Annotated in this window: 17 protein-coding genes and 1 pseudogene; 8 read left to right on the forward strand and 10 right to left on the reverse strand. The window is 75.5% G+C overall.

Annotated features, from left to right (window positions below; all coding sequences use genetic code 11):
- Positions 1-140: 140 nt before the first annotated feature.
- On the reverse strand, positions 141-2,300 hold the full coding sequence (locus ABEA81_RS08780; RefSeq protein ID WP_345604363.1) for a SpoIIE family protein phosphatase: 2,160 nt from the start codon (positions 2,298-2,300) through the stop codon (positions 141-143).
- 246 nt (positions 2,301-2,546) lie between these two features.
- Here ABEA81_RS08780 and ABEA81_RS08785 point away from each other — a divergent pair, with 246 nt between their 5' ends.
- Complete coding sequence (locus tag ABEA81_RS08785; protein WP_345604364.1) at positions 2,547-7,049, forward strand: HAMP domain-containing protein; 4,503 nt, start codon at positions 2,547-2,549, stop codon at positions 7,047-7,049.
- On the forward strand, positions 7,046-7,588 hold the full coding sequence (locus ABEA81_RS08790; RefSeq protein WP_345604365.1) for a response regulator: 543 nt from the start codon (positions 7,046-7,048) through the stop codon (positions 7,586-7,588). The genes ABEA81_RS08785 and ABEA81_RS08790 overlap by 4 nt, the downstream gene beginning before the upstream one ends.
- A gap of 102 nt (positions 7,589-7,690) precedes the next feature.
- On the opposite strand, the gene ABEA81_RS08795 is transcribed toward ABEA81_RS08790, so the two are convergent.
- The gene (locus tag ABEA81_RS08795; protein ID WP_345604366.1) at positions 7,691-7,879 is read right to left on the reverse strand and encodes a CsbD family protein; all 189 of its coding nucleotides are present in this window, start codon (positions 7,877-7,879) and stop codon (positions 7,691-7,693) included.
- An 83-nt stretch (positions 7,880-7,962) separates the two neighbouring features.
- Entirely contained in the window at positions 7,963-9,096 is a 1,134-nt protein-coding gene (locus ABEA81_RS08800; RefSeq protein ID WP_345604367.1) for an AbrB family transcriptional regulator, read from the reverse strand.
- A gap of 36 nt (positions 9,097-9,132) precedes the next feature.
- Between ABEA81_RS08800 and ABEA81_RS08805 the strand changes: the two genes are divergently transcribed.
- Entirely contained in the window at positions 9,133-10,257 is a 1,125-nt protein-coding gene (locus ABEA81_RS08805; protein WP_345604368.1) for an Rv2629 family ribosome hibernation factor, read from the forward strand.
- Between the two features lie 252 nt (positions 10,258-10,509).
- Positions 10,510-10,803, forward strand: a pseudogene (locus tag ABEA81_RS08810) (STAS domain-containing protein); the annotation flags it as partial.
- A gap of 4 nt (positions 10,804-10,807) precedes the next feature.
- Here ABEA81_RS08810 and ABEA81_RS08815 read toward each other — a convergent pair.
- From ABEA81_RS08815 to ABEA81_RS08835, 5 genes are all read right to left on the reverse strand, one after another.
- The gene (locus tag ABEA81_RS08815; protein WP_345604369.1) at positions 10,808-11,548 is read right to left on the reverse strand and encodes an ATP-binding protein; all 741 of its coding nucleotides are present in this window, start codon (positions 11,546-11,548) and stop codon (positions 10,808-10,810) included.
- On the reverse strand, positions 11,545-11,754 hold the full coding sequence (locus tag ABEA81_RS08820; protein WP_345604370.1) for a hypothetical protein: 210 nt from the start codon (positions 11,752-11,754) through the stop codon (positions 11,545-11,547). Before ABEA81_RS08820 ends, ABEA81_RS08815 begins: the two co-directional genes overlap by 4 nt.
- The gene (locus tag ABEA81_RS08825; protein ID WP_345604371.1) at positions 11,751-11,999 is read right to left on the reverse strand and encodes a hypothetical protein; all 249 of its coding nucleotides are present in this window, start codon (positions 11,997-11,999) and stop codon (positions 11,751-11,753) included. Before ABEA81_RS08825 ends, ABEA81_RS08820 begins: the two co-directional genes overlap by 4 nt.
- 233 nt (positions 12,000-12,232) lie before the next feature.
- Complete coding sequence (locus tag ABEA81_RS08830) at positions 12,233-13,222, reverse strand: YihY/virulence factor BrkB family protein (RefSeq protein WP_345604372.1); 990 nt, start codon at positions 13,220-13,222, stop codon at positions 12,233-12,235.
- Between the two features lie 128 nt (positions 13,223-13,350).
- Positions 13,351-17,757, reverse strand: a complete 4,407-nt coding sequence (locus ABEA81_RS08835; protein ID WP_345604373.1) for a SpoIIE family protein phosphatase — start codon at positions 17,755-17,757, stop codon at positions 13,351-13,353.
- A 142-nt stretch (positions 17,758-17,899) separates the two neighbouring features.
- On the opposite strand from ABEA81_RS08835, the gene ABEA81_RS08840 reads away from it, so the two are divergent.
- Entirely contained in the window at positions 17,900-18,754 is an 855-nt protein-coding gene (locus ABEA81_RS08840; RefSeq protein WP_345604374.1) for an SDR family oxidoreductase, read from the forward strand.
- 38 nt (positions 18,755-18,792) lie between these two features.
- Here the strand turns inward: ABEA81_RS08840 and ABEA81_RS08845 are convergent, their stop codons facing one another.
- Positions 18,793-20,421: a RecQ family ATP-dependent DNA helicase gene (locus tag ABEA81_RS08845; RefSeq protein ID WP_345604375.1), complete on the reverse strand. Its 1,629-nt coding sequence runs from the start codon at positions 20,419-20,421 to the stop codon at positions 18,793-18,795.
- Between the two features lie 121 nt (positions 20,422-20,542).
- Here ABEA81_RS08845 and ABEA81_RS08850 point away from each other — a divergent pair, with 121 nt between their 5' ends.
- The 3 genes from ABEA81_RS08850 to ABEA81_RS08860 all read left to right on the forward strand — a co-directional run bounded on the left by ABEA81_RS08850 (position 20,543) and on the right by ABEA81_RS08860 (position 23,459).
- A complete protein-coding gene (locus ABEA81_RS08850) occupies positions 20,543-21,553 on the forward strand; it encodes a glycosyltransferase (protein ID WP_345604376.1) in 1,011 nt (336 codons plus the stop codon).
- 5 nt (positions 21,554-21,558) lie between these two features.
- Complete coding sequence (locus ABEA81_RS08855) at positions 21,559-22,782, forward strand: glycosyltransferase (RefSeq protein WP_345604377.1); 1,224 nt, start codon at positions 21,559-21,561, stop codon at positions 22,780-22,782.
- 101 nt (positions 22,783-22,883) lie between these two features.
- Positions 22,884-23,459: a D-sedoheptulose-7-phosphate isomerase gene (locus ABEA81_RS08860; RefSeq protein WP_345604426.1), complete on the forward strand. Its 576-nt coding sequence runs from the start codon at positions 22,884-22,886 to the stop codon at positions 23,457-23,459.
- A gap of 32 nt (positions 23,460-23,491) precedes the next feature.
- Here ABEA81_RS08860 and surE read toward each other — a convergent pair whose 3' ends face one another.
- The gene (surE, locus tag ABEA81_RS08865) at positions 23,492-24,262 is read right to left on the reverse strand and encodes a 5'/3'-nucleotidase SurE (RefSeq protein ID WP_345604378.1); all 771 of its coding nucleotides are present in this window, start codon (positions 24,260-24,262) and stop codon (positions 23,492-23,494) included.
- Positions 24,263-24,273 lie beyond the last annotated feature (11 nt).

Raw genomic sequence — 24,273 nt, forward strand, 5'->3', positions numbered from 1 at the left:
CCAGTGCTCCACCTCCGTCATCCACGGGTCGGGGGTCGTCGGGAGCGGATCTCGGGCCTCCTCCACTATGCGTCGGCTCGGCGGCCGAGGGTACGGCCGACCGGTCGATCCGTGGGCGGCTCCGGAGGGGTGAGTCGGCCTCAGGGTGCGGCGCGCACGGCGAGCAGCGCCACGTCGTCGTCGAGGGGCTCGGTGGAGAAGCGTTCCACGGCCTCACGCACGGCGCCGACGACCTGCACGGCGGGACGTCCGGCCGCGCGGGCGGCCACCGTCAGGAGCCGCTCCGCCCCGAACTGCTCGCGGCCCCTACGGCGCTCGGTGACACCGTCGGTGTAGACGAGGAGCGTGTCGCCCGGGTCGACGCGGTGCCGGGTGCAGGTCAGGCGCACGGTGGGCACGAGCCCGACCGCCGTGCCGAAGGTGCCGATCAGCTCCGCGGTGCCGTCCGCCCGCACGAGCACCGGCTGGACGTGACCGGCGAGCACGAGCTCGACGTCGAGCCCGCCCCGGGAGGTGCCGTGGGACCGGTCCGGGCCGCCGGTGCCGCGGTGGCGCCGCCGCACCATCGCCGCGGCGAGCGTGCAGAACTGCAGCGGGTCGCCGGCCTCGATCATGACCTCGTTGAGCCGCTCGACGGCCCGCGGCAGGGAGCGGTCGTCGCGCACGAGCACCCGCAGCACGTCGCGCACCAGACCGGTGCGGGCGGCGGCCCGCGCGCCCTTGCCGCACACGTCGCCGATCGACACGAGCCAGTTGGACGGGTCGACGGTGAGCACGTCGTAGAAGTCGCCGCCGACGTCGCTGCCGGAGCTCGCCGGGAGGTACTCGGCCGCGAAGTCGAGGCCGGGGACCATCGGCAGCGCCCGGGGCAGGAGCGCGTGCTGGAGCGCCTGGGAGACGGCGACGTGCGCCGCGGTGCTCTGGGCGTTGTGGATCGCCAGCGCGGCGCGCCGGGCGACGTCGCCCGCGAGCACGATGTCCTCGGGGCTGTGGGACCGGTTCGGCGGCCTGCCGACGAGCAGGGTGCCGAGCGTGCGGCCGCGGGCGCGCAGCGGCAGCGCGATGCCGTCCGTGGGTACGGCGAACCGGACGGCCGCCGAGCCGTCGCGCACGACCTCGGTGAGCCGGGTGCGCAGCTCGCCGGGCAGGCCGGGGTAGCCGTCCGGGTCGAGCACGGCGCGCAGCTCGGGCAGGGCGTCCTCGTCGGCGTGGGTGAGCGCGGCCAGGCGCATCCCGCCGGAGGGCTCGACGAGGTGCACCGCGCACCAGCGGCCCAGCCGCGGCACGACGACCTGCGGCACCACCGCCACCGCGAGGTCGACGTCGAGCGACTGGCCGAGCAGCTCGCTGGTCTCGGCGAGGTAGGTCATCCAGGACCGCCTGCGCTGGTCGACCGCGCGCAGCCACTGCGACTCGACCGCCATGGCCACGCGGTAGGCGATCAGCTCGGTGAGGTCACGGGTGCGCTCGGGGTCGGCGGCGGCGCTGCCACCGATGCGGTGCGTGACGCGCAGCACCCCGCGCAGCGGCGCGGTGGTGGGCAGGCGCACCTCGACCCGGCGGTCGGAACCCGCCCCGATGCCCGTGATGATCTCGCCGCCGGTGGAGAGGCCCGGATCCGGGCTGCCGTCCCGGGCGACCTCGCGGGCGCCGGTGCCGTCGCCCTCGTCGACCTCCACGCTGACCGACTCGGCGTCGAGCAGCTCGCGCAGCCTCCGCACCAGCTCGGCGACGAGCTCGGACGGTTCGAGCCGGTCGACGAGCCCCGGTGGCACGTGCAGCAGCCACCTGGCCTGCTCGGCCGTGGTCCACACCCGCTCGGCGTCCGGCGGGGCGGGTGGGGCCGGGGTGGCCGCGGGCCGGTCCTCGCGGGCCAGGGAGAACCAGATGACGTGGCGGCCGTCGGCCTCGTGCCGGGTGCCCCACGTGGTGGCCAGCCGCTGCACGAGCGCGAGCCCGCGCCCGTGGCTCGCCGCGCGCCCGTAGCGCTGGCGGGGCTGGGCCAGGTGGATCTCGAGCGGACCCGGCCCGCGGTCGGTGACGGCCACGGTGAGGTCGGCGTCGGTGACGGTGAGGGCCACCTCGAACTCGGTGCCGGCGTGCAGGACCGCGTTCTCGCAGAGCTCGCTGGCCAGCAGGATGGCGGTGTCAACGAGGTCGGCGTCGACACCCGGGACATCGCCGGGCGGCTCGCCCGGTTCCTCGAGCTCCCGCAGCGCCTCCTGGAGCATCCGCCGTGCCCGACCGGCCGATCGCGGGTCCGGCGGCAGCCTTGTCCGGCGCTCGAGCAGAACGGGCACGGCGTGCAGTCTGCACCCCTCGTCCGTCGAGTGCCCACTGCACCGGCCCACCGGCATGTCCGGCGATCCGGTATGTCCGGCGGCCCGGTCGACCGCTGGCCGCCGGCCGCACCGGGCCGGGGTCGGATCCGCTGCGGATCCACTAGGGTCGGGGGCTGCGGCGGCCGCGCCGGTGCCCCGACCCCCCGTGGATACGGCGCGCGCCCGTTCCAGGTCGCCGGACCGAGCAGTGGAGGAACGGCCGAGATGACCACGACCCCGCGCCAGGGCGTCGAGCCGACGGGCACTGCGCCGTCGGCGGATGCACAGGCGCCGGCGCCCGAGACGGCGATCCTGGACGAGCTCGCCGACGTCCTGCACCAGGTGAGGCGCGGACGGTTCGACGTTCGGATGCCGCGGCGGGCGGGTGCGCCCGGCGAGGTGGTCGACCAGGTCAACGAGCTCGTGGCGCTCCTGGAGCGCCGCAACCGCGATCTCCTGCGGATCAGCCGGACGGTCGGCCGCGAGGGCCGGATGTCCGAGCGGCTGAACGAGGAGGCCTACGACGGCGCATGGGCCCACGGCGTGCAGGCGGTCAACGCGCTGATCGAGGACCTCGTGACGCCCACGGCCGAGATCGCGCGCGTGATCGAGGCGGTCGCGGAGGGCGACCTGTCCCAGCACATGGCCCTCGAGATCGAGGGCAGGCCGTTGCGCGGCGAGTTCCGCCGGATCGGCCGCACGGTGAACACGATGGTCGACCAGCTGTCGTCGTTCGCGGACGAGGTCACGCGCGTGGCGCGTGAGGTGGGCACCGAGGGCATGCTCGGCGGGCAGGCCGACGTCCGCGGCGTCGCAGGCACCTGGCGTGCGCTCACCGACTCGGTGAACACGATGGCGAGCAACCTGACCAACCAGGTGCGCTCGATCTCCACGGCGGCCACGGCGATCGCGCAGGGCGACCTCTCCCGCAAGATCACCGTGAGCGCCCGCGGCGAGGTGGCCGAGCTCGCCGAGACGATCAACTCGCTCACCGACACGCTGCGCCTGTTCGCCGACGAGGTCACCCGGGTGGCGGTCGAGGTGGGCACCGAGGGCCGCCTCGGCGGGCAGGCCGCCGTGCCGAACGTCGCCGGCACCTGGAAGAACCTCACCGACGCCGTGAACCTGATGGCGGCCAACCTCACCGACCAGGTGCGCGGCATCGCCCAGGTGGCCACGGCGGTGGCGCAGGGCGACCTGTCGCAGAAGATCGCGGTGGACGCCCGGGGCGAGATCCTGGAGCTGAAGTCGACGGTCAACACGATGGTCGACCAGCTGTCGTCGTTCGCGGACGAGGTCACGCGGGTGGCTCGCGAGGTGGGCATCGAGGGAAAGCTCGGCGGGCAGGCCGCGGTGCCCAACGTCTCGGGCACGTGGCGCCACCTCACGGAGAACGTGAACGAGCTGGCGGGCAACCTCACCGCGCAGGTGCGCAACATCGCCCAGGTCACCACGGCCGTCGCCCGGGGCGACCTGTCGCAGAAGATCACGGTGGACGCCCGGGGCGAGATCCTGGAGCTGAAGTCGACGGTCAACACGATGGTCGACCAGCTGTCGTCGTTCGCGGACGAGGTCACCCGCGTGGCCCGCGAGGTGGGCACCGAAGGCAAGCTGGGTGGGCAGGCCACGGTGGGCGGGGTCGCGGGCACCTGGCGCGACCTCACCGACAACGTCAACTACATGGCGTCGAACCTCACCGGCCAGGTGCGCAACATCGCGCAGGTCACCACGGCGGTGGCGCGCGGCGACCTGTCGCAGAAGATCACGGTGGACGCCCGGGGCGAGATCCTGGAGCTCAAGTCGACCGTGAACACGATGGTCGACCAGCTGTCGTCGTTCGCGGACGAGGTCACGCGCGTGGCGCGTGAGGTGGGCACCGAGGGCAAGCTCGGTGGCCAGGCGGAGGTGAAGGGCGTCGCGGGCACGTGGCGCGACCTCACGGAGAACGTGAACCAGCTGGCGGGCAACCTGACCGCCCAGGTGCGCAACATCGCCCAGGTCACCACGGCGGTGGCGCAGGGCGACCTGTCGCAGAAGATCACGGTGGACGCCCGGGGCGAGATCCTGGAGCTCAAGTCGACCGTGAACACGATGGTCGACCAGCTGTCGTCGTTCGCGGACGAGGTCACCCGCGTGGCCCGCGAGGTGGGCACCGAGGGCAAGCTCGGCGGGCAGGCCACGGTGAAGGGCGTCGCGGGCACGTGGCGCGACCTCACGGAGAACGTGAACCAGCTGGCGGGCAACCTGACCGCCCAGGTGCGCAACATCGCCCAGGTCACCACGGCCGTCGCCCGGGGCGACCTGTCGCAGAAGATCACCGTCGACGCGCGCGGCGAGATCCTCGACCTCAAGCTGACCGTCAACACGATGGTCGACCAGCTCTCGTCCTTCGCCGACGAGGTCTCGCGGGTGGCCCGCGACGTGGGCACCGAGGGCAAGCTCGGCGTGCTGGCCCAGGTGCGTGGCGTCTCGGGCACGTGGCGCGACCTCACCGAGAACGTCAACCAGCTCGCGGCCACCCTCACCACGCAGCTGCGCGCGATCTCGGCGGTCTCCACCGCGGTGGCGAGCGGCGACCTGACCCAGCAGATCACGGTGGCGGCCCGCGGTGAGATCGCGGACCTCAAGGACACGATCAACCAGATGATCGCCACCCTGCGCGAGACCACCCAGCAGAACGCCGAGCAGGGCTGGCTCGACTCGAACCTCGTGCGCATCGGCGGCCTCCTGCAGGGGCAGCGCGACCTCAACGAGGTCTGCCAGATGATCATGAACGAGGTCGCCCCGCTGGTGAACGCCCAGGTGGGGGCGTTCTTCCTGGCGGCCGAGCCCTCGATCATCTCCGGCGGCGACCCGGACCGCTGGGTCATGACCGGCGGCTACGCCATGACGGCGGGGGACCCACCGCTGTCGTTCGGGCCGGGGGAGGGGCTCGTCGGGCAGGCGGCCGCCACCCGCCGGGTCGTGCTCGTCGAGGGCGTGCCGCAGGGCTACCTGCCGATCCGCTCGGCCGTGGGTGCGGCGTCGCCCCGCGCGGTGGTGGTGCTGCCGGTGCAGTTCGAGGGCGAGTGCCTCGGGGTGATCGAGCTCGGGTCGGTCACGCCGTTCTCGCCGCTGCACCTGACGTTCCTGGAGCGCCTCGTCGCCACGATCGGCGTCGCGATCACCACGATCCGGGCCAACCGGCGCACCGAGGAGCTGCTGTCGCAGTCCCAGGTGCTCGCGATGGAGCTGCAGGACCAGTCGGCGGAGCTGCAGCGGGCCAACGCGGAGCTGGAGGAGAAGGCCGAGCAGCTGTCCCAGCAGAACCGCAACGTCGAGATCAAGAACATGGAGATCGACGCGGCGCGCCGCGGCGTGGAGGAGAAGGCGCAGCAGCTGGCGCTGGCCAGCCAGTACAAGTCGGAGTTCCTGGCCAACATGAGCCACGAGCTGCGCACGCCGCTCAACTCGTTGCTGCTGCTCGCCCGGCTGCTCGCCGACAACCCGAACAACAACCTCACCGAGAAGCAGATCGAGTTCGCCAGCACGATCCACAGCGCGGGCTCCGACCTGTTGCGGCTGATCGACGACATCCTGGACCTGTCCAAGATCGAGGCGGGCCGGGTGGACGTCGACCCGGCGCCGGTGGATCTCGCCCACGTGTGCGCATCGGTGGAGCAGGCCTTCCGCCCGCAGGCCGAGGAGAAGGGCCTCGAGATGCGGGTCGAGGCAGGCGACGACCTGCCCGAGACGATCACGACCGACGCCCAGCGGCTGCAGCAGGTGCTGCGCAACCTGCTCGCCAACGCCGTGAAGTTCACCGACTCCGGCCACGTCAGCCTCGGCGTCTCCGTCGTACCGTCGGGCACGCTGCACGGCGTGCCCGCGCTCGACTCGGCCCGCACCGTGATCGCGTTCACCGTCGGGGACACGGGGATCGGCATCCCGCAGGAGAAGCTCGAGATGATCTTCGAGGCGTTCCAGCAGGCCGACGGCACCACGAGCCGCAAGTACGGCGGCACCGGCCTGGGCCTGTCGATCTCCAAGGAGCTCGCGCGGATGCTGGGTGGCAAGATCGAGGTCACCTCGCAGCCCGGTGAGGGATCGGTGTTCACGCTCCTGCTGCCCGACGAGCTGCCCCCGGTCACGGCGGCGGCCGCCCGGCTGACCCCGCGCCCCCCGATCCCGGCGCTCGCGCTCCCGGAACCGACCCTGGAACCGCCGCGCCCTGCCGCGTCACCGAACCCGATCCTGCGCACCGGGCCCGGCGGGCCCGCCGGCGTGCGGCCCGCGCCCGAGCTGGCCGGCGTCACCGTCCTGATCGTCGACGACGACGTGCGGAACGTGTTCGCGCTCACCAGCGCGCTCGAGCTGCACGGCCTCACGGTGATCTACGCCGACAACGGCACGGAGGGGATCCGCCTCCTCACCGAGCACCCCGAGGTCGACGTGGTGCTGATGGATGCGATGATGCCCGACCTGGACGGCAACGAGACCACGCGGCGCATCCGCAGGCTCCCGCAGGGGCGGGACCTGCCGATCGTGTTCCTGACGGCGAAGGCGATGCCGGGCGACCGGGAGTCGAGCCTCGCCGCGGGCGCCACCGACTACGTCACGAAGCCGGTGGACCTCGACGAGCTGCTCGCGCTCATGGCGTCGTGGGTCACGCCGCGCCGCGGCCGGGCGGGCACCGCGGGTGTCGCCGGGCTCGGCAGCGGGATCGGGGCAGCCGGCGGTGGACGGTGATCCGCCAGACAGCGCGCGTGCTCGCGGTCGACGACCGCCGCGAGAACCTGCTCGCCCTGCAGGCCATCCTCGAGGGGCTGCCGATCGAGCTGGTGGCCGTCACGAGCGGTGAGGACGCGCTCAAGCGGCTGCTCGTCGAGGACTACGCCGTGATCCTGCTCGACGCGCACATGCCCGGCATGGACGGCTTCGAGACCGCGGGGCACGTCAAGCAGCGCGAGCGCACGCGCCACATCCCGATCCTGTTCCTCACCGCGGTGGACTACGACCCGCACCTCGCGTTCCGCGGCTACCAGGCCGGCGCCGTCGACTACATCACCAAGCCCTTCGACCCCTGGGTGCTGCGCTCGAAGGTGGCGGTGTTCGTCGACCTCTGGAGCACCCACACGCAGCTCGCCGACCGGGCCGGGGAGGTCGTGGTGCTGCGCGGGGCGATCGACGAGGCGCTGGCGCTCCTGGAGAGCGGTGACGCGGCCGACCTCGCGCGGGCCCGCGCGCGGCTGGCGGCCGTCCGGGGCGCGCGGCTCGGGACGGGCTGACCCGCTCACACCGGTTCCGGGATCGGCGTTCGGATCGGTACGGAGCTCGGCATGGTGAGGCCCCGGCCGGTCGGGGGTCGGCCGGGGCCCGGAACGGGGTGGTCAGCGCCGGAAGGCGTCCTTGACCTTGTCACCCGCCTGCTTGAGGTTGCTCTTCGCCTGGTCGCGCTCGCCCTGCGCCTCGAGCTCCTCGTCGTCGGTGGCGCGGCCGACCGCCTCCTTGGCCTTGCCTCCGAGCTCCTCGAGCTTGTGGTCCACCTTGTCGTGGGGCGTCTTGTCGTGGCGGCCCATGGGGTCCTCCGATCTCCCGCTCCGGGCGCCGGTTACCCGGCGCGCGACGCGCTACGCATCAGTTCGGCCGAACGGGTGACGGGTCACGGGCCGGGGCGGGTGGTGATCCGGGCGATCGCGGGCGTCACCAGCAACATCACGACCACCCGCAGCACCTGCACCGCCATGACGAAGGTGACGTTCGTGCCGGCGGAGACCGCGGTGGCCAGTACGGCGTAGACCCCGCCGGGCGTGGTGGCGAGGTAGCCGTCCAGGGCGCTCGTGCCGGTGGCGGCGGACAGCACGAGGCCCAGCCCCGCGCAGGCGACGATGACGGCCACGACGAGCGCGGCGGCCGGGAGAAGCGCGCCGAGCACCGTGCGCAGGCTCTCCCGGGTGAAGCGGGCGCCGGCCTGCCACCCGATCACGGCGTACGCGATCTCGACGAGGACCGCGGGCGGGGTGGCGCCGAAGGACCAGCCCCCGAGGTTCACCGCGATCGCCACCGTCATCGGCCCGAGCAGGGCGGGGGCCGGGATCCGCGCGAGCCCCGCGAGCACCGTGCCGGTCGCCGCGCAGACCGCGAGGTAGGCGAGGTCGACGACGAGCGGCGCGGGCCCGTTCGGCTCGGGGGCGGCCCCCGCGGCCGCGCCGAAGCCGACGGCGGCCACCACCGGCATGGTGGCGGTGACCATCCCGACGCGCAGGTACTGGACGACCGCGACCGTGCGGTCGTCGCCGCCGAGCTCGCGGCTCACCGCCACCAGCCCGGACGCGCCGCCCGCGGTGAGCGCGAGCATCCCGGTGAGCGGTGAGATGCCGCGCCGCAACCCCAGCAGCAAGCCCGCGGCCATGCTCACCGCGAGCGTCGCGAGGCAGACGAGCAGCACCGGCACCCACTGGCCGGCCAGGCCTGCGAGCGTGCCGGGCTGGGCGAGCACGCCGATGACCACGCCGATGGCCGCCTGCGCCGCGCCGTTCAGCGGCCGCGGCACCACCACGGGCATCCCGCCGAGCGCGAGGACGGTGGCGACCAGCAGCCCGGCGAAGAGCGCCGGGGACGGCACGCCGAGGGCCGTCATGGCGGTGCTGCCGGCGACGGTGAGCACGACGAGCAGCGCCCAGCGCGCCCACGGCGGTGTCCCGGGCGCCCTCATGTGGTTCGTGATCCCGCCGCCGATCGCGGTGCCGATCCCGTCGCTGATCCCGTCGCCCGTCCCATTGCCGTTGATTCTCACCGCATGCCCGCGCGGGTGCCCGGGTAGGCCCCCGACGTGGACCTGCGATTCCTGAACGAGCTGACCAAGCACGTCGGTCCGTTCGCCACCGTGTACCTGGACACGTCGCACGACACGGACGACGCGGCCCGCGCCATCGCGCTGCGCTGGGCGGACGCCCGGGAGCGGCTGGCCTCGGAGGGGGCCGACGCCGGGACACTCGACGCGCTGGAGACGGCCGTCGAGAGCGCCCCGCCCGCGGTGGGCCGCGCCGGGCGGGTGCTCGTGGCCCGTGGTTCCCGGGTGGTGCTCGACCGTGCGCTGCCCGAGCCGCCGGTGTTGCCCGAGGCGCACTGGGGCCCGCTGCCCGATCTGCTGCCGGCCCTCGTCGACCAGCCAGAGCCGGTGACGGCGGTGGTCGTGCGCGTCGACGAGACCGGTGGGGAGATCCTCCTCGCCGGGCCGGACGCGCGCCCGGTGGTCACCGAGCAGGTCGAGGGCCGCGAGCACCCCGTGCACAAGGTGCGCAGCGGGGGGTGGTCGCACCTCGCCATGCAGGAGCGCGTCGAGGAGAGTTGGCGGCGCAACACGGCACAGGTCGCCGAGCGAGTCGACCGGCACGTGGCCGACGCCGGGGCGAGCGTGCTGCTCGTCGCGGGGGACCCGCGGGCGCGCTCGCGCCTGATCGACGCGCTGGGGGAGCGCAGCGCGTCGATCGTCGTGCAGCTGGAAGGGGGCGGCGCCGGTGGGGACGACCTCGCCGCCGCCGTGGCCGAGGCCCTGCGCGACGTCGTCACCTCCACCCGGCTCGCCGTGCTCGACCGCTACGAGAAGGCGGCAGGCCGGGGGGACGGCCTCGCCGTGCAGGGCGTCGGGCCGGTGCTCGCCGCCCTGCGTGCCGAGGCCGTCGACACGCTCCTGCTCGACGCGGGGGTGCACCGCGACGGCACCGTGTGGATCTCGCGGGAGCCCGCCCAGGTGGCCGAGGCGCCTGCGGACCTGCGCGTCGCAGGCTCCGACCCGACCGCCGAGGTTCCCGTCGATGCGGCCATGCTGCGTGCGGCCGCGGGCTCGGGTGCGGGCTTCGTCCCGATCGGGGGCGGGCGGACCGGGCTCGTCAGGCGCCCGCTCGACGACGGCGTCGGCGCCCTGCTGCGCTACCCCCTCCCGGCGGGCGCGTGATCACCGGCCCGGCGCGGCGGGTCCAAGATCGACCCGTCCGGGTGTGACCCACTTGCGAGCCGGTTGGCCTGGGTGCAGGCTGGCACCCGGGCCGGCTCGCCCCGACCGGCCGGATCCCACTCGGAGAGCGGAACGGGATGACCCACGGATCCGAGCAGATCGGACCCGCCGAGCGGACACAGGTCGCTCAGCGCCGGGACCTGCTGCGGGTCGAGACGCGCGAGTCGCGGCGGGGGGTGCTGGTGCTGTTCGCCCCGCGGGGAGGTCGACGTCTCCAGCGCCGACGTGCTGCGGGACGCCACCCGCGGCGCGCTCGCGGCCTCCCCGCGCTGCCTCGTGGTGAACCTGACCGGGCTGACCTTCTGCGGGTCCACCGGGCTGGTCGTGCTCATGGACGCGTGCCGGGAGGCCGAGGCGGCCGGGGTGCGGTTCTGCACGGCCGCCGGGCCGGCGATCGTGCGCCGGGTCCTCGAGATCACGCGGCTCGGGCCGGTGCTGCGCCACCGCCAGTCGCTCGCGGCGGCGCTGCAGGAACTGGACGCGTAGCGGCTCAGGCGGTCAGCGGGATCTGCGCCCACGTGGTCTTGCCGTCGGGGTGCTGCTGGACGCCCCACGCGCTGGAGACCATCGCGACGAGGTGGAGGCCGCGTCCGCCGGCCCGGGCGGTGTCCACCGGCCGGGGTCGCAGTTCGGGCCCGGGTGCGTAGTCGCGCACGCTGACGCGCAGGCTCGTGCCGTCCACCGCGACGGACACCCGGCACCCTTTGGGCGCGTGCTGCACGACATTGGTCACGAGCTCGCTCGCGACGAGCACGGCCGCGTCCTCCGCCTCGGTGGCCGACCAGTCCACGCAGGCTTCGTGGACCAGCGCCCGCGCCATGGCGGGGGCGACGGGCGTCGCTGGGAGGTCGCGGTGCCGCATGACCCGGTCCGGCCTGTGGTGCAGCCTGTCCGACGCGCGGTCGGGGTCGTCGACCAGCGGGACGGTGCGGTCGATGCGCAGCGCCCGGATCCGGGTGGCGAAACGGTCCCCGGCGCCCGTGAGGACCAGCTGCGCGGCCGGCCAGCCGCCGGCCGCCGCGAGTGCCGCCGGGAAGACCTCGGCGGCGGGGTCCCAGTCGAGCTCGAGCCCGGCGAGGTCGACGACGACCGCACCGGGGTCGCGCAGCAGCTTGCCCAGCAGCGCGCGGGCCCGGGGCACGGTGGCGAGCGAGAGCCCGCCGCGCAGACGCAGCAGGTGGTGGTCGCGGCGCGCCTCGACGTCGCCCCACAGCCCGGCCACCACCGTCATGACGTCGTGGCTCCCTCTGCCCGGGCGTCCTGGCCGTCGACGCGCTGGTCCTGCTCCATCATGAGGATCACGCCGCCCGGCCGGCCGTCGTACCCGGCGAGCGGGCTCCCGAGCACCCGGACGCCGATCCCGCGGCCGCGCCGGTTCACCGCGGGGAGCGCGGGCTCCTGGGGCCCCGGCTCGCCACCGAGGGCGCGGCGGATCATCGGGGCCAGCTGTTCCAGGGGCAGCCCGATGTCGGGGGTGAGGAAGTGCTGCCCGATCGCTCCTCGTTGGTCGTCTCGAGTTCCTCGTCGGCGGGCTGGAGCTCCTCGTACGCCCTCTCCAGCTGGCCGAGGGTGGACTCCAGTTCCGAATGCAGCCGGCCGGCGTCCATGACGTCGAGGAACGCGACGGCGGCACCGAGCACCCCCGAGTCGCGGTCGGCCAACGGGCTCACGTGCACGTCCATCGTGAGCTGCCAGCCGCCGCGGTGCGCGCCCGGCAGCTCGAAGCGGGAGCCCCGCGACGCCCGCGCGGAGTGCCTCGACCCCGCCCGCGAAGGCGCCGATCACGACCACTCGCCGGCCCATACCGCGTCGACTACCCGCGCCTCCGGATCCCGACACCACGCACCGCACGGCCAGGCCTCTCCGCCGTCGGCGCCGAGCCGGCGCGGCCGCCGGATCAGCGGCCACCGGGGGATCAGCCCCGGTCGGCGACCTCGTCCGCGGCGACGGCGTCCCGCTCGCCCATCGGGACGGGGCGCCCCCGGGTGGTGTCGCGCTCGGTCTGCCGCTCTGCCTCGGCGTTGATCTCGGCCCCGAGCAGGACGACGTAGCTGGTGAGGTACAGCCACAGCAGGAGCACGACGACGCCCGCGAGGGCCCCGTAGGTGCGGTTGTAGCTGCCGAAGTTGTCGACGTAGAGGCTGAAGGCGACGCTGCCCGCGATCCACAGGACCGCGGCGACGAGCGCGCCCGTGCTGGCCCAGCGGATGCGCGGGGCGTCGCGGTCCGGGGCGAGCCGGTAGACCACGGCGAGCGCGACGACCACGACCGCGATCAGCAGGCCCCACCGCACCACCTGGGCGAGCACCGTCGCGGCCCGGCCGAGCGGCAGCGCGTCGAGCAGCGGCGGGACGACCGCCACCAGCGCGAGCGCCACCAGGACGAAGACGATCGCACCGAGCGTGAGCAGCAGCGCCCTGGCGCGCAGCTTCACGAAGCCGCGCGTCTCCTCCTCGTCGTAGGCGATGTTGATCGCCTGGACGAGGTTGCCCGTGCCGCTGGAGGCCGACCAGAGCGCCGCCAGCAGCGCCACGACCAGCCCGATCCCCAGCGCCCCGGCGCTGCCCGCGGCGACGAGGCCGAGCTGGTCGGCGACCAGCGGACGCGCCTCGCGGGGCAGCGCTCCGGCGAGTCCCTCCAGCTGGTGGGCCACCTCGGCGGGGTCGGCGACGAGCCCGTAGAGCGTCAGCGCGGCGATCAGGGCGGGGAAGACGGCGAGGAAGCCGAAGAACGCCACCCCCGCGGCGAGCATCGGGACGTGGTCGGCCTTGCTCTCGGCGAACGCGCGGCGGGTGATCTGCCACCAGCCGCGCGGCGGGATGTGGACCGGGGTGTCGGCATCGCGGCCCGGCGCCGGTGGGGAGGCGGACTCGGTGTTCGTGGCGCGGGCGGCCTGCTGCGACACGGCGTGCTCCTCGGGGGTGCTGGACGCGGATCCCGCGGGTAGCCGCTTCGCCCGGGGTCAACCCTCGCGCGAGCCCCGGTTCGCGAGATGCCGTCCCCCGGCGGCCGACCGGTGGGCCGTCCGGCCCATCAACCGTCGAGCACGTCGAGCAGGGCGTCCACGCCGCTCAGGTTCAGCGCCCTGCGGACGACGTCGCCCCCGGCCACGCGCACCCGCAGCTTCCCGCCCGCCGAGCGCACGCGGCGATCGGCCTCCACGAGGAGGGCGACCCCCGCGCTGGCGAGGTATGTGGTGGCGCGGAGGTCCACGGTGAGGGTGCCGCCCGCGTCGGTGCGGGCCAGCAGCTCGTCGCCGACGGCTCGCACGCCCGCGAGGTCGAGCTCGCCGCGGACCTCGACCGTGCCGGCGCCGTCCTCGGCGTCACCGGTGATCCGCACGGTGGCGGGCCCGGGCCGGGGCGGCGGGATATCGGCGGCGCCGGCGGCATGGGCGGGACCGGCGGGGGCCGCCGGGGAGCCGGAGGGTGCCACCCTGAACCGCACCTCGGTGCCCTCCGGGCCGTGGTGCAGCCGCATGCCACCGCTGACGTCGCGGATCAGCTCGAGGCCCCGGCCGCGGTATCCCCTCTCGTCCGGGATGGGCCGCCAGCTGCCCTCGTCGCGGACGCGCGCCTCGATCCCGCCGTCCGCATCGCGGGTGAGCTCCACGGACATCGGGCCCGGTGCGCGGTCGCGGTAGGCGTGTTCGACGGCGTTGGCGGCGGCCTCGCCGACGGCGAGCTGCAGGTCGTAGACGTCGTCGTCGTCGATGGCGCTCGCCGCCGCCCACGCGAGGACGGCGGCCCGCAGCTCACGCAGGACCTGGGCCTCGGCCGGGAGCACCACCCGCAGCGGCGCCGGAACCAGCCTGGCCACGATGAGGGCGACGTCGTCGACCGGGTCGGGGCCGCCGCCCGCGGCCGTGCCGTCGAGCGCCCCGGACAGCAGCACGTCGGTCAGGGCCTCGGGTGCGAGGGCGTGGTGGCGTGCGGCGACGGCGGCCAGGCGCGCGATCCCGTCGTCGACGATCTCACCGCGCCGCTCCACGAGCCCGTCGGTGTAGAGCAGGATGCTCTCGCCCGGCGTGATCGTCGCCGTGCCTGCGGTGAACGGGGGCCGGGCGCGCACCCCGAGCACGGTGCCGCCCGCGTCCTCGAGGGGCCGGCAGCCGTTCGGGCCGGCCACGAGCGGCGGCGGGTGGCCGGCCCGTGCCCAGACGAGGTGGCCGGTCTCCGGGTCGAGCACCAGGCACGCGACGGTGCTGCCGGTGGCGTCGGGCACGCGGCCCGCGAAGCGGTCGAGCCGTTCGAGGGCCTGCACCGGGTCGTGGCCCTCGAGCAGGTAGCCCGAGAGCGCGCTGCGCAGCTGGCCCATGATCGCGGCGGCCCGCGCGCCCTGCCCGACGACGTCGCCGACGGCGATCGCGACGCGGCCCTCGTCGAGCGGCAGCACGTCGTACCAGTCGCCGCCCGCCTGGCTGCCGCGCGCGCCGGGCAGGTAGCGGGATGCCAGCGGGAGCCGGTCCAGCCGGGGGAGGGTCGGCGGAAGGAGGCTCTTCTGCAGGGTCTCGGCGATCAGCCGGCGCTCGTCGGCGGCGGCGGCGCGCTCGAACGCGGGCGCGGCCTGGGCGACGAGCGCGAGCACGAAGTCGCGTTCGTCGGCGGGGAAGGTCCGCTCGGTCGGGAAGGAGAGACCGATCGCGCCGACGACCCGGCCGACGGCCGCGAGGGGCAACGCGGCGGCCGCGTGCAGGCCCGCCGCCGCGGCGTGCTCGAGCTGGTCCGGCCACTCGCGCGCCCACTCGGACCGGTCGTGGATCCACACCGGCTCGCCGGTGCGCACCGCGGTGGCGATCGGCGCCTTGTCGTCGAGGCGCATCGTGGCGGCCGCGCCGACCACCGGCGCGGCCGGCCCGCCCGCGTGCACGAGCCGCAGGCCGCGCTCGGGCTCGGCGAGGTACACGCTCGCCGTCGCCGCACCGAGGAAGTCGGGCAGCCGCGCGACGAGCAGCCGCGCGGCCTCCAGGACGCTCCCCGCGGAGGCGAGGTCGGCGCTCACCTGCTGCAGCCGGCGCTCCCGGGCGCGCCTGCGGCCGGAGGCCAGCATCATCGACGCCCGCCTGCCCAGCTCGGCGGCCAGGTCGAGCTCCGTGTTGTGGTAGTAGCGGCCCGGCCCGAAGTTCACGAAGGCGAGCACGCCCGCCACCCCGTCCCCGACGACGAGCGGGACGACGAGTGCGTTGCCCGCCCGCAGCGCGACCCGGCGTGCGTCGTCGTCGGGGACCGCGGACCGGATGAGGTCCTCGGTGATCGGCACGACCACGGGAAGACCCGGCGCCAGCGCCTCGGCGAGCGACGGCGGCAGCCGGGTGGAGGTCAGCGCGCGCAGGACCTTGGCGACGGCCGGGTGGTCGTGGGCGGCCGCGACCCGGTGCAGCAGGCCGTCCGGGCCCACGAGCGCCGCGACCGCCGCGTCGCCGAGCTCGTGCACGACCAGCCGCACGAGGTCGCCGAGCCGCTCCTCGGCGCTGCCCTCCTGCGTGACGAGCCTGCCGGTGTCGGCGAGGAGCGCCGCCGAGCGCTCGGCGCGCTTCTGCTCGGTGACGTCCACGGTGAGGCCCTGCGCGGCGACCGGCGCGCCGTCCGGCCCGGTGACCACGTGGACGACCTGGTGCAGCCACAGCACCCGGCCGTCGATCGCGACGGCCCGGTAGGTGAGGTCGTGGTCGACCCCGGCGGCGGTGCGGTCGCCGGTGTAGGCGAGCGCCTCGTCCCGGTCGTCCGGGTGGATCATCGCGGGCCAGAAGTCGGGATCGTCGCACCAGCGGGCAGCGGGGTGTCCGAGCAGCTCCTCGGCCCGGTCGGAGACGAAGGTGAAGCGCAGGCAGCCGCCGGCCCGGCCCGAGCCCTCGTCCGGGCTGCCGTCCGGCCGCCACTCGGCCTCCCACACGATCGCCGCGAGCCCCTGCACCATCGCCCGCAGGCGCGCCGCCGCCGCCTCCGATGCCTTGCGGGCCGCGTGCTCGGTGGCGACGTCGCGCCGGACCTGTTCGGCGCGGCGCTCCTCGGTGATGTCGGCCGTGGTGGCCAGGAACCCGGTGATCTCGCCGGCGGGGTCGCGCAGCGGGCGGGCCGACGTGCGGACCTCGTGCACGCCGCCGCCGGCGGCGACGATGCGGTAGGTCGCGTCCCACACGGTGCCGGCCCGTACCGCGGCGGCCCACCCGTCCGCGGCCGCCTCGCGGTCGTCGGGGTGCAGCTGGTCGGTCCAGCCGGTACCCGTGAGTTCGGCGGGCCTCCTGCCCCACAGCTGGGCGATCTGGTCGTTGACGAACGTGGTGGTGCCGCGCCGGTCGGCGACCCAGATGCCCACCGGGGCCTGCGTGACGAGCGCCCGGTAGCGCTCGCGCTCCTGGAACAGCGCGCTGCTGAGCACCTCGTGCGGTGGCGAGTCCCCGTCGCGCCGGGCCGCGTCGAGCGCCCGGTCCAGTGCGCTCGCGTCGGTGAGCGCCGTGGACACGTGCGCGGCGACGGCGTGGAGGAACGCGAGCTGGTCGTCGTCCTGATCGGCACCGAGCGGGCGGTAGGGGTTGACGCCGAGGACGAGCACGCCCGCGGGGGCGCCCGCGCCCAGCGGCAGAACGACGGCCGCGTCCGGGGAGAGCGGCCCGAGCGGGTGGGCGGCCGGGAAGGCGCCGGGGAAGGCGTCCCGGAGCCCGCGGACGACGACCGGCTGCCCGGTGCGCAGCGCCTGCGTCAGGGCAGGGCCCGACCCGTCGGGCGCCGGCAGCGGCGGCAGCCCGTCCGGGAGGCCGTGGGCGGCCGCCACCTGCAGGCCCGGTTCGCCCTCTCCGTTCGTCCCGGGGCGCAGGACGGCGGCGAACGGGACGTCCTGCGGGTTGCGGGCGAGCGCGTCGAGCGCGGCGACGGCGACGTGGTCGACCGCATGGCCCGCGGGCGCGATGCGCACGGGGGACAGGTCACCCAGCGCGCGCAACGTCTCGCGCCTGCGCTCCTCGACCACGCGGGCGGTGGTCTCGGTGGTGGCCGTGAGGACGGCGATGACCTCGCCGCCCTCGCCGCGCACGGGGGAGTGCGTGAACGCCCAGTGGGTCTCCTCGCGCGCGTCCAGGCGGCGCAGGACCAACGGCTGGTCGTCGACGCGGACCGCCGCCCCGCCGGACAGCACCTGGGTGAGCGCGGGACCGATCGTCTCCCACGCGTCGGCGAAGCCGGTGGCGCCCGGCCGGCCGAGTGCCCCGGGGTGGGCGCGCCCGACGAGCGCGGCGAACGCGTCATTGTAGAGCGCGATGAGCTCCGGCCCGATCCACAGCACCATCGGGTGCGGGGACTCCAGCACGATCCCCACGGCCGCGCGGAGCGGGCCGGGCCACGCCGCGAGCGGCCCGAGCGGCCCCGCCGCCCAGTCGTGTTCGCCGACCAGCACGCCCAGCTCGCCACCTGCGGCGAGGAAGGGGAACGCGCGGGTAGCGGTCACCCGGAAAGTCTAGGTGGGGACGGGGTTCCGTCGCCCGGTGAGCGGGCGGCGCGCCGTGGCCCTCCCGGGGGAATCCGGCGTTTGGGTCGCATGTGTCCGGGCACATCGCTCGGACGCGCGACCGCCGTCCACGAGGAGTGACATGCCCGAGGAGACCCCGCCACCACAGCAGCAGACGCCGCCGGGGGAGACCGGCGCGATGGCGCCCGAACCCCGCGACGAGATGCGCGGCTGGTCCGGTCGCGACCTGCTCGCGGGCAAGGTCGCGCTCGTGACCGGGGGAGACTCGGGCATCGGGCGCGCCGTCTGCGCCGCGTTCGCCAAGGAGGGCGCCGACGTCGCGCTGGCCTACCTGGCCGAGGACGCCGACGCCGAGCACACCGCGGGCCTCGTCGAGGGCGAGGGCAGGCGGTGCCTGCTGCTGCGCGGCGACCTCGCCGGCGCCGCCCACTGCGCCGAGGTCGTGGAGCGCACGGTGGCCGAGCTGGGCCGCCTCGACGTGCTGGTGAACAACGTCGCCACGCAGACACCGGTCGGCTCGCCCGAGGAGATCGACGACGAGCAGTGGACGCACACGTTCGACGTCAACATCCACAGCTACTTCCGCGTGACCCGGGCCGCCCTCCCGCACCTCGGGGAGGGCAGCGCGGTCATCAACACGAGCTCGATCAACGGGCTGCGCGGCAACAAGAGCCTGATCGACTACTCGGCGACGAAGGGCGCGATCAACGCCCTCACCTACTCGTTGGCGCAGGCGCTGGTCGACCGCGGGATCCGGGTCAACTGCGTGGCGCCCGGCCCGGTGTGGACGCCACTGATCCCGGCGACCATGCCCGAGGAGAAGACCGAGTCGTTCGGCCGGCAGGTGCCGATGGGCCGGCCCGCCGACCCGGACGAGATCGCCCCGTCGTACGTGTTCTTCGCCGCGACGCAGCTCTCCAGCTACTACACCGGCGAGGTGCTCGCCCCGATCGGCGGCGAGACCCTCCCCGGCTGAGCAACGGTCGCCGCAGGCCCGTCGCTGCTCGGCGGGACCTACTCGGCGGGGCGCAGCAGGTCGTTCTCCCGCACCGCGTCCAGGGCGAGGGTCTTGTACCCGTGCTCGGCGAACAGCACCGTCACGCGGTCGCGCCCGGTGGACATCACCACGCCCTCGCCCCACTCCGGGTGCCGCACCGCCTCCCGGGTGCCGACGCCCGCGGCCTCCGCCGCCCCCGGGTCGCCGTCGCGCGCCGTGCCGGCCTCGCAGCTGTCGCAGTTCCCGCACGGCTCGTCCCGCTGCTCGCCGAAGTAGCCGAGCAGGGTACGGCGCCGGCAGTCGGTGCTCTCGGCGTAGCCGCGCATCATCTCGATCCGCGAACGGACGGTCTCCCGGCGGCGTTCGGCGATCTCGACGCCCCGCTGCACGGCCGCCTCACCCGCCGGGGCGCCGGTGGCGGTGAACCGGCCCTCGGGGTCGGCGGCCACGGCCCCTGCCTGCTCCAGCAGGTTGAGCGCCGCGGTACGCCGGGCGGGGGAGAGGCCTCCGTCCTCCCCGATCTCCTTCGGGCGCCGTGGCCGGCCGTCCTCGAGCGCTGCGAGCACGGCCCGCAGCGCGTCCGGCTTCGGGCGCCGCGCGGTGAGGAAGCGCTGCAGGTCGGCGTCGCGGGGGTGGTGGTGCAGCTCGGCGAGTGCCGGGTCGCCGTCCCGGCCCGCCCGGCCGATCTCCTGGTAGTAGGCGTCGAGCGAGGCGGGCGCCGCAGCGTGCAGGACGTACCGGACGTCCGGCTTGTCGATCCCCATCCCGAACGCGGACGTCGCGACGACGACGGTGAGCTCGCCCGAGAGGAACCGCTCGTGCACGTCCTCGCGGACCGCCCGCTTCAGGCCTGCGTGGTAGGCCGCGGCGGCGACCCCGCGCGCCCGCAGCGCCTCGGCGTGGGCGACGGTGTCCTTGCGGGTGGCGCAGTAGACCAGCCCGGGCCCGGAGCGCTCCACCACGCGCTCCTCGACCGCGGCGCTGCGCTGGTCCGGGTCGGCGTACCGGTGCGCGGCGAGGTGCAGCTCGGGGCGGTCGAAGGAGGCCAGCACCTCGCTGTGGTCGCGCAGCCCCAGCCGCTCGACGATGTCGGCGCGCACCGGCGGCGCCGCGGTGGCCGTCAGCGCGACCACGGGCGGGTGCCCGAGCCGCTCGATCACACCGCCGAGACGCAGGTAGTCCGGCCGGAAGTCGTGGCCCCACTCCGAGACGCAGTGCGCCTCGTCCACGACGAAGAGAGCGGGTCCGGCCACCCGGACCCGCTCCACCACGTCGTCGTTCGCCAGCTGCTCGGGGGCCAGGAACACGTACGCGGCCGTGCCGGCGTCCACCGCGTCCCACGCCGCCCGGTTCTCGCCCGCCTTCTGCACGGAGTTGACGGCCACCGCGTCCGCGGAGCCGGTCTCGGCCAGCCCCTCGCGCTGGTCGTGCTGCAGCGCGATGAGCGGGGAGACGACCACGGTCGGGCCCTCCCGCAGCAGCGCCGGCACCTGGTAGATCGCCGACTTCCCGGATCCGGTGGGCAGCACGGCGAGCACGTCGCGGCCGTCCGCCGCGTGCTCCATGGCCTCGAGCTGCTCGGGGCGCAGGCGGGTCCACCCGAAGGTGTCGGCGGCGGTGCGACGCAGGTCGCTGCGGGTGCTCACCCCGCTCCCGTACCCGCGCGGGCCCGAGCACCCACCATTACCGTCCGTAGTTCATCACTCCGGAGAGTAGCGGTTCGGCGAAGAGCGTTTTGAGCGTCGGCGATCGGCCAAACCGAGGAGGGTGAACATCCTCGTATGGCACGTGCACGGCTCGTGGACGACGGCGTTCGTCCAGGGCCGGCACCGCTACCTGCTCCCGACGCTCCCGGAGCGCGGCCCGTTCGGCGGGGGGCGCCCGGCGGCGTGGGACTGGCCCCCGTCGGCGGTCGAGATGTCGCCCGACGAGCTGGTCGACGCCGATGTCGACGTCGTCGTGCTGCAGCGGCCCGAGGAGTTCGAGCTCGCGCAGCGGTGGCTGCGCAGGACCCCAGGTCGGGACCTGCCCGCCGTGTACCTGGAGCACAACACGCCACGCGAGCACGCGGCCACCAGCCGGCACCCGGTCGCCGACCGCGACGACGTCCTGCTGGTCCACGTCACGCACTTCAACCGGCTGATGTGGGACGCGGGCAGCACGCGCACCGCCGTGGTGGAGCACGGCATCGTCGATCCCGGGCACCGCTACACCGGTGAGCTGCCGGCCGCCGCCGTCGCGGTGAACGAGCCGCTGCGGCGCGGGCGGATCACCGGCACCGACCTGCTGCCGCGCTTCGCCCGCACGCTGCCGCTGCACGTGTTCGGGATCGGCACCGCGGGGCTGGACGCCGCACTCGGCACCGGTGGGCGCGTCCGCGAATGCGGTGACCTCCCGCAGCACCGGATGCACACCGAGATGGCCCGCAGGCGCGTCTACCTGCACACGCCGCGGTGGACGTCACTGGGGCTGTCGCTCATCGAGGCGATGCACCTCGGGATGCCCGTGGTGGCGCTCGGCACGACGGAGGCGGCCGAAGCGGTGCCGTCCGAGGCGGGCTGCTGCTCCACCGACCCCGAACGGCTCGACCGGGCGCTGCGCGCGCTCGCGGCCGAGCCGGAGCTCGCCCGCCGCCTGGGCGCCGGTGCCCGCGCCCACGCACTGGCCCGGTACGGGCTCGACCGATTCCTCTCCCGCTGGGACTCGCTGCTCGCGGACGTGACCGAACGTCCGGCGGCCCGCGTCCCGGCCGCGGCCGTCACGAACGGAAGGAGCTGATCCGCATGCGCATCGCGATGGTCTCCGAGCACGCGAGCCCGCTCGCGGCGCTCGGGGGCGCCGACGCCGGCGGGCAGAACGTCCACGTCCTGGAGCTCAGCTCCGCCCTCGCGGAGATGGGGCACGAGATCACCGTGTGGACCCGCCGCGACGACGACGCCCTGCCCGACGCCGTGCCCGTGCGGCCCGGCGTGGTGGTGCGTCACGTCGCCGCAGGCCCGGCCCGGTTCGTGCCGAAGGACGAGCTGGTGCCGCACCTGCCCGCGTTCACGCAGGTGCTCGACGACGCCTGGACGGCGGACCCGCCGGACATCGTGCACGGCCACTTCTGGATGTCCGGGATGGTCGCCCTCGCCGCCGCGCGCGGTCGCTTCCCCGTGGTGCAGACCTTCCACGCGCTGGGCAGCGTGAAGCGCCGCCACCAGGGCGCCGACGACACGAGCCCGGACGGCCGGGTCCGCGCCGAGCTCGCGGTGGCCCGCCAGGCCGACCGCGTGCTCGCCACCTGCACCGACGAGGTGTTCGAGCTGGCCCGGATGGGTGCGCCGCGCCGCCGGATGACGGTCGTCCCGTGCGGGGTCGACACGACGCGGTTCACGCCCGACGGCCCGGCCGCCCCGCGCGGCGATCGCCCGCGGCTGCTGTCGCTGGGCCGCCTCGTGCGCCGCAAGGGCATCGACGAGGTGATCGACGCGCTGCGCCGCGTCCCCGCCGCCGAGCTCGTGATCGCGGGCGGCGAGGGGGATGGCGACCCCGACGCGGCCCGGCTGCAGGAGTGCGCGCGGCGCGCCGGGGTGGCCGACCGCGTCCGGCTGGTCGGGCCGGTGGCCCGCGGCGACGTGCCCGCGTTGCTGCGCTCGGCCGACGCGGTGGTGTGCGTGCCGTGGTACGAGCCGTTCGGCATCGTGCCCCTGGAAGCGATGGCCTGCGGGCGGCCGGTCGTGGCGAGCTCCGTGGGCGGCATCCAGGACACCGTCGTCGACCAGGTCACCGGCCTGCTCGTGCCGCCACGCCGGCCCGACGCCCTCGCCGCCGCCCTGCGCGACGTGATCGCCTCGCCGACCATGGGCGCCGCCTTCGGGATCGCGGGCCGCGACCGCGTCCTCGCCCGCTACGACTGGGAACGCGTGGCCGCGGCCACCGCGCACGTGTACGGCGAGGTCGTCGCCGCCCGTGCCCGGCGCGCGCAGCTGTCGGCCGTGCCGGAGTCGGCGGGGGTGCGGTCGTGAGCCCGCAGGCGACGGCGTCCCCGCTGCGCACCACAAGCCCGGGCACCACAAGCCCGGGCACCACAAGGCCGGGCACCACCCACCCGGGCGGGGTGGCGGACCTGCTCGGCACCCACGTCGACCGGCTCGCCGCCGCGCTGCCCGCCCTGCGCGCCGCCGCCCCGACCCTCAGCGGATGGGGCACCGACCTCGCGGGGCGCCTGCTGGCGGGTGGCCGCCTGCTCGCCGCCGGGAACGGGGGCAGCGCCGCGGAGGCCCAGCACCTCAGCGCCGAGCTCGTCGGCCGGTTCGACGGGGAACGCTGCCCGCTCGCCGCGATCGCACTGCACGCCGACACCTCGAGCGTCACCGCGATCGGCAACGACTACGGCTTCGAGCAGGTCTACGCGCGGCAGGTGCGGGCACACGCCCGCCCGGGCGACGTCGTGCTGCTGTTCTCGACCAGCGGCCGCAGCCCCAACCTCCTCGCCGCGGCCGCCGCGGCGGCCGGCGCAGGAGCGACGCGCTGGGCCGTCACGGGGCCGGGCCCGAACCCGCTGGCGGACGCCTGCGACTCCGCCGTGTGCCTGCCCGGTGACACCGCCACCGTCCAGGAGTGCCACCTCGCCGCCCTGCACATGCTGTGCCGGGCGGTCGACGCCGCCGTCCACGCCGTCCGCAAGCCGACCGCCGCCTGACGCGGCAGGCCCGGCGGGCGCCCCCGCCGGGCTCAGCCGCGGACGCGCTCCGACCGCGCGAGCCGGTCGGGCACCAGGCGCCCCACGTCCTCCGCGACCGAGCGCAGCGCGGTGAGCGTCGGATGCCCCGCGGCGAGGAGGGCGCCGTCGGTGCCCTCCTCGGGTGCGGTGCCGACCTCGACCTCGCCCAGGCGCAGCCCGCCGTCCGCCACCTCGTCGACGCGCGCCTGGACGGCGCCGAACTCGGCGAGCCGCGCGTGGCGCAGCTCCCGGTGCTCGGCCCCCGGCCGGTCGGGCACGTTCAGCGAGAGCGAGGTGCCCGGCGGGGCGTCGAGCAGGAGCTCCAGCACGCGGGGGAAGAGGTCGTCGGCGGCGCCCCAGGTGCGCTCGCCGGTGGGCCGCAGCGCGACGTCGAGGCTCACGGCGAGGCCGCGCACGTCGTGCACGGCGGCGGTGAGGATCGCGCCGACGGTGCCGGAGTGCAGCACGGCGCGCCCGACGTTGGCGCCGTGGTTGATGCCCGACAGCACGAGGTCGGGCACCGGGTCCAGCCAGCCGGTGAGCGCCGCGACCACGATGTGGCCCGGCTGGGCCCGCACCGCCCACGCGGGCACCCCGGCGTGCTCGGGCAGCTCGCGGCGCTCCATGAGCGTGCGGCCCTCGTCGCGCACGGCCGTGATCGCGGCGCTCGCGCCGCTGGACTGCTCGGCGGGAGCGGCCACGACGACGTCGAGCCCGGCGCCGACGGCCAGCCGGGTCAGCGCGGCGAGGCCGGGGGAGTCGATGCCGTCGTCGTTCGTCACCAGTGCACGCA

Source organism: Pseudonocardia adelaidensis (assembly GCF_039543345.1).
In the GTDB taxonomy this organism is placed as follows: domain Bacteria; phylum Actinomycetota; class Actinomycetes; order Mycobacteriales; family Pseudonocardiaceae; genus Pseudonocardia; species Pseudonocardia adelaidensis.

Coding starts and splice junctions, on each gene's coding strand:
- ABEA81_RS08815 (WP_345604369.1), bottom strand. CDS start 11,548: ATGACGGTGGTGGCCGGGCTGTGGGGCGACGTCGAGGCGCGCCGCGAC.
- ABEA81_RS08840 (WP_345604374.1), top strand. CDS start 17,900: ATGCCCGAGGAGACCCCGCCACCACAGCAGCAGACGCCGCCGGGGGAG.
- ABEA81_RS08795 (WP_345604366.1), bottom strand. CDS start 7,879: ATGGGCCGCCACGACAAGACGCCCCACGACAAGGTGGACCACAAGCTC.
- ABEA81_RS08855 (WP_345604377.1), top strand. CDS start 21,559: ATGCGCATCGCGATGGTCTCCGAGCACGCGAGCCCGCTCGCGGCGCTC.
- ABEA81_RS08785 (WP_345604364.1), top strand. CDS start 2,547: ATGACCACGACCCCGCGCCAGGGCGTCGAGCCGACGGGCACTGCGCCG.
- ABEA81_RS08820 (WP_345604370.1), bottom strand. CDS start 11,754: ATGATCCGCCGCGCCCTCGGTGGCGAGCCGGGGCCCCAGGAGCCCGCG.
- ABEA81_RS08825 (WP_345604371.1), bottom strand. CDS start 11,999: ATGGACGTGCACGTGAGCCCGTTGGCCGACCGCGACTCGGGGGTGCTC.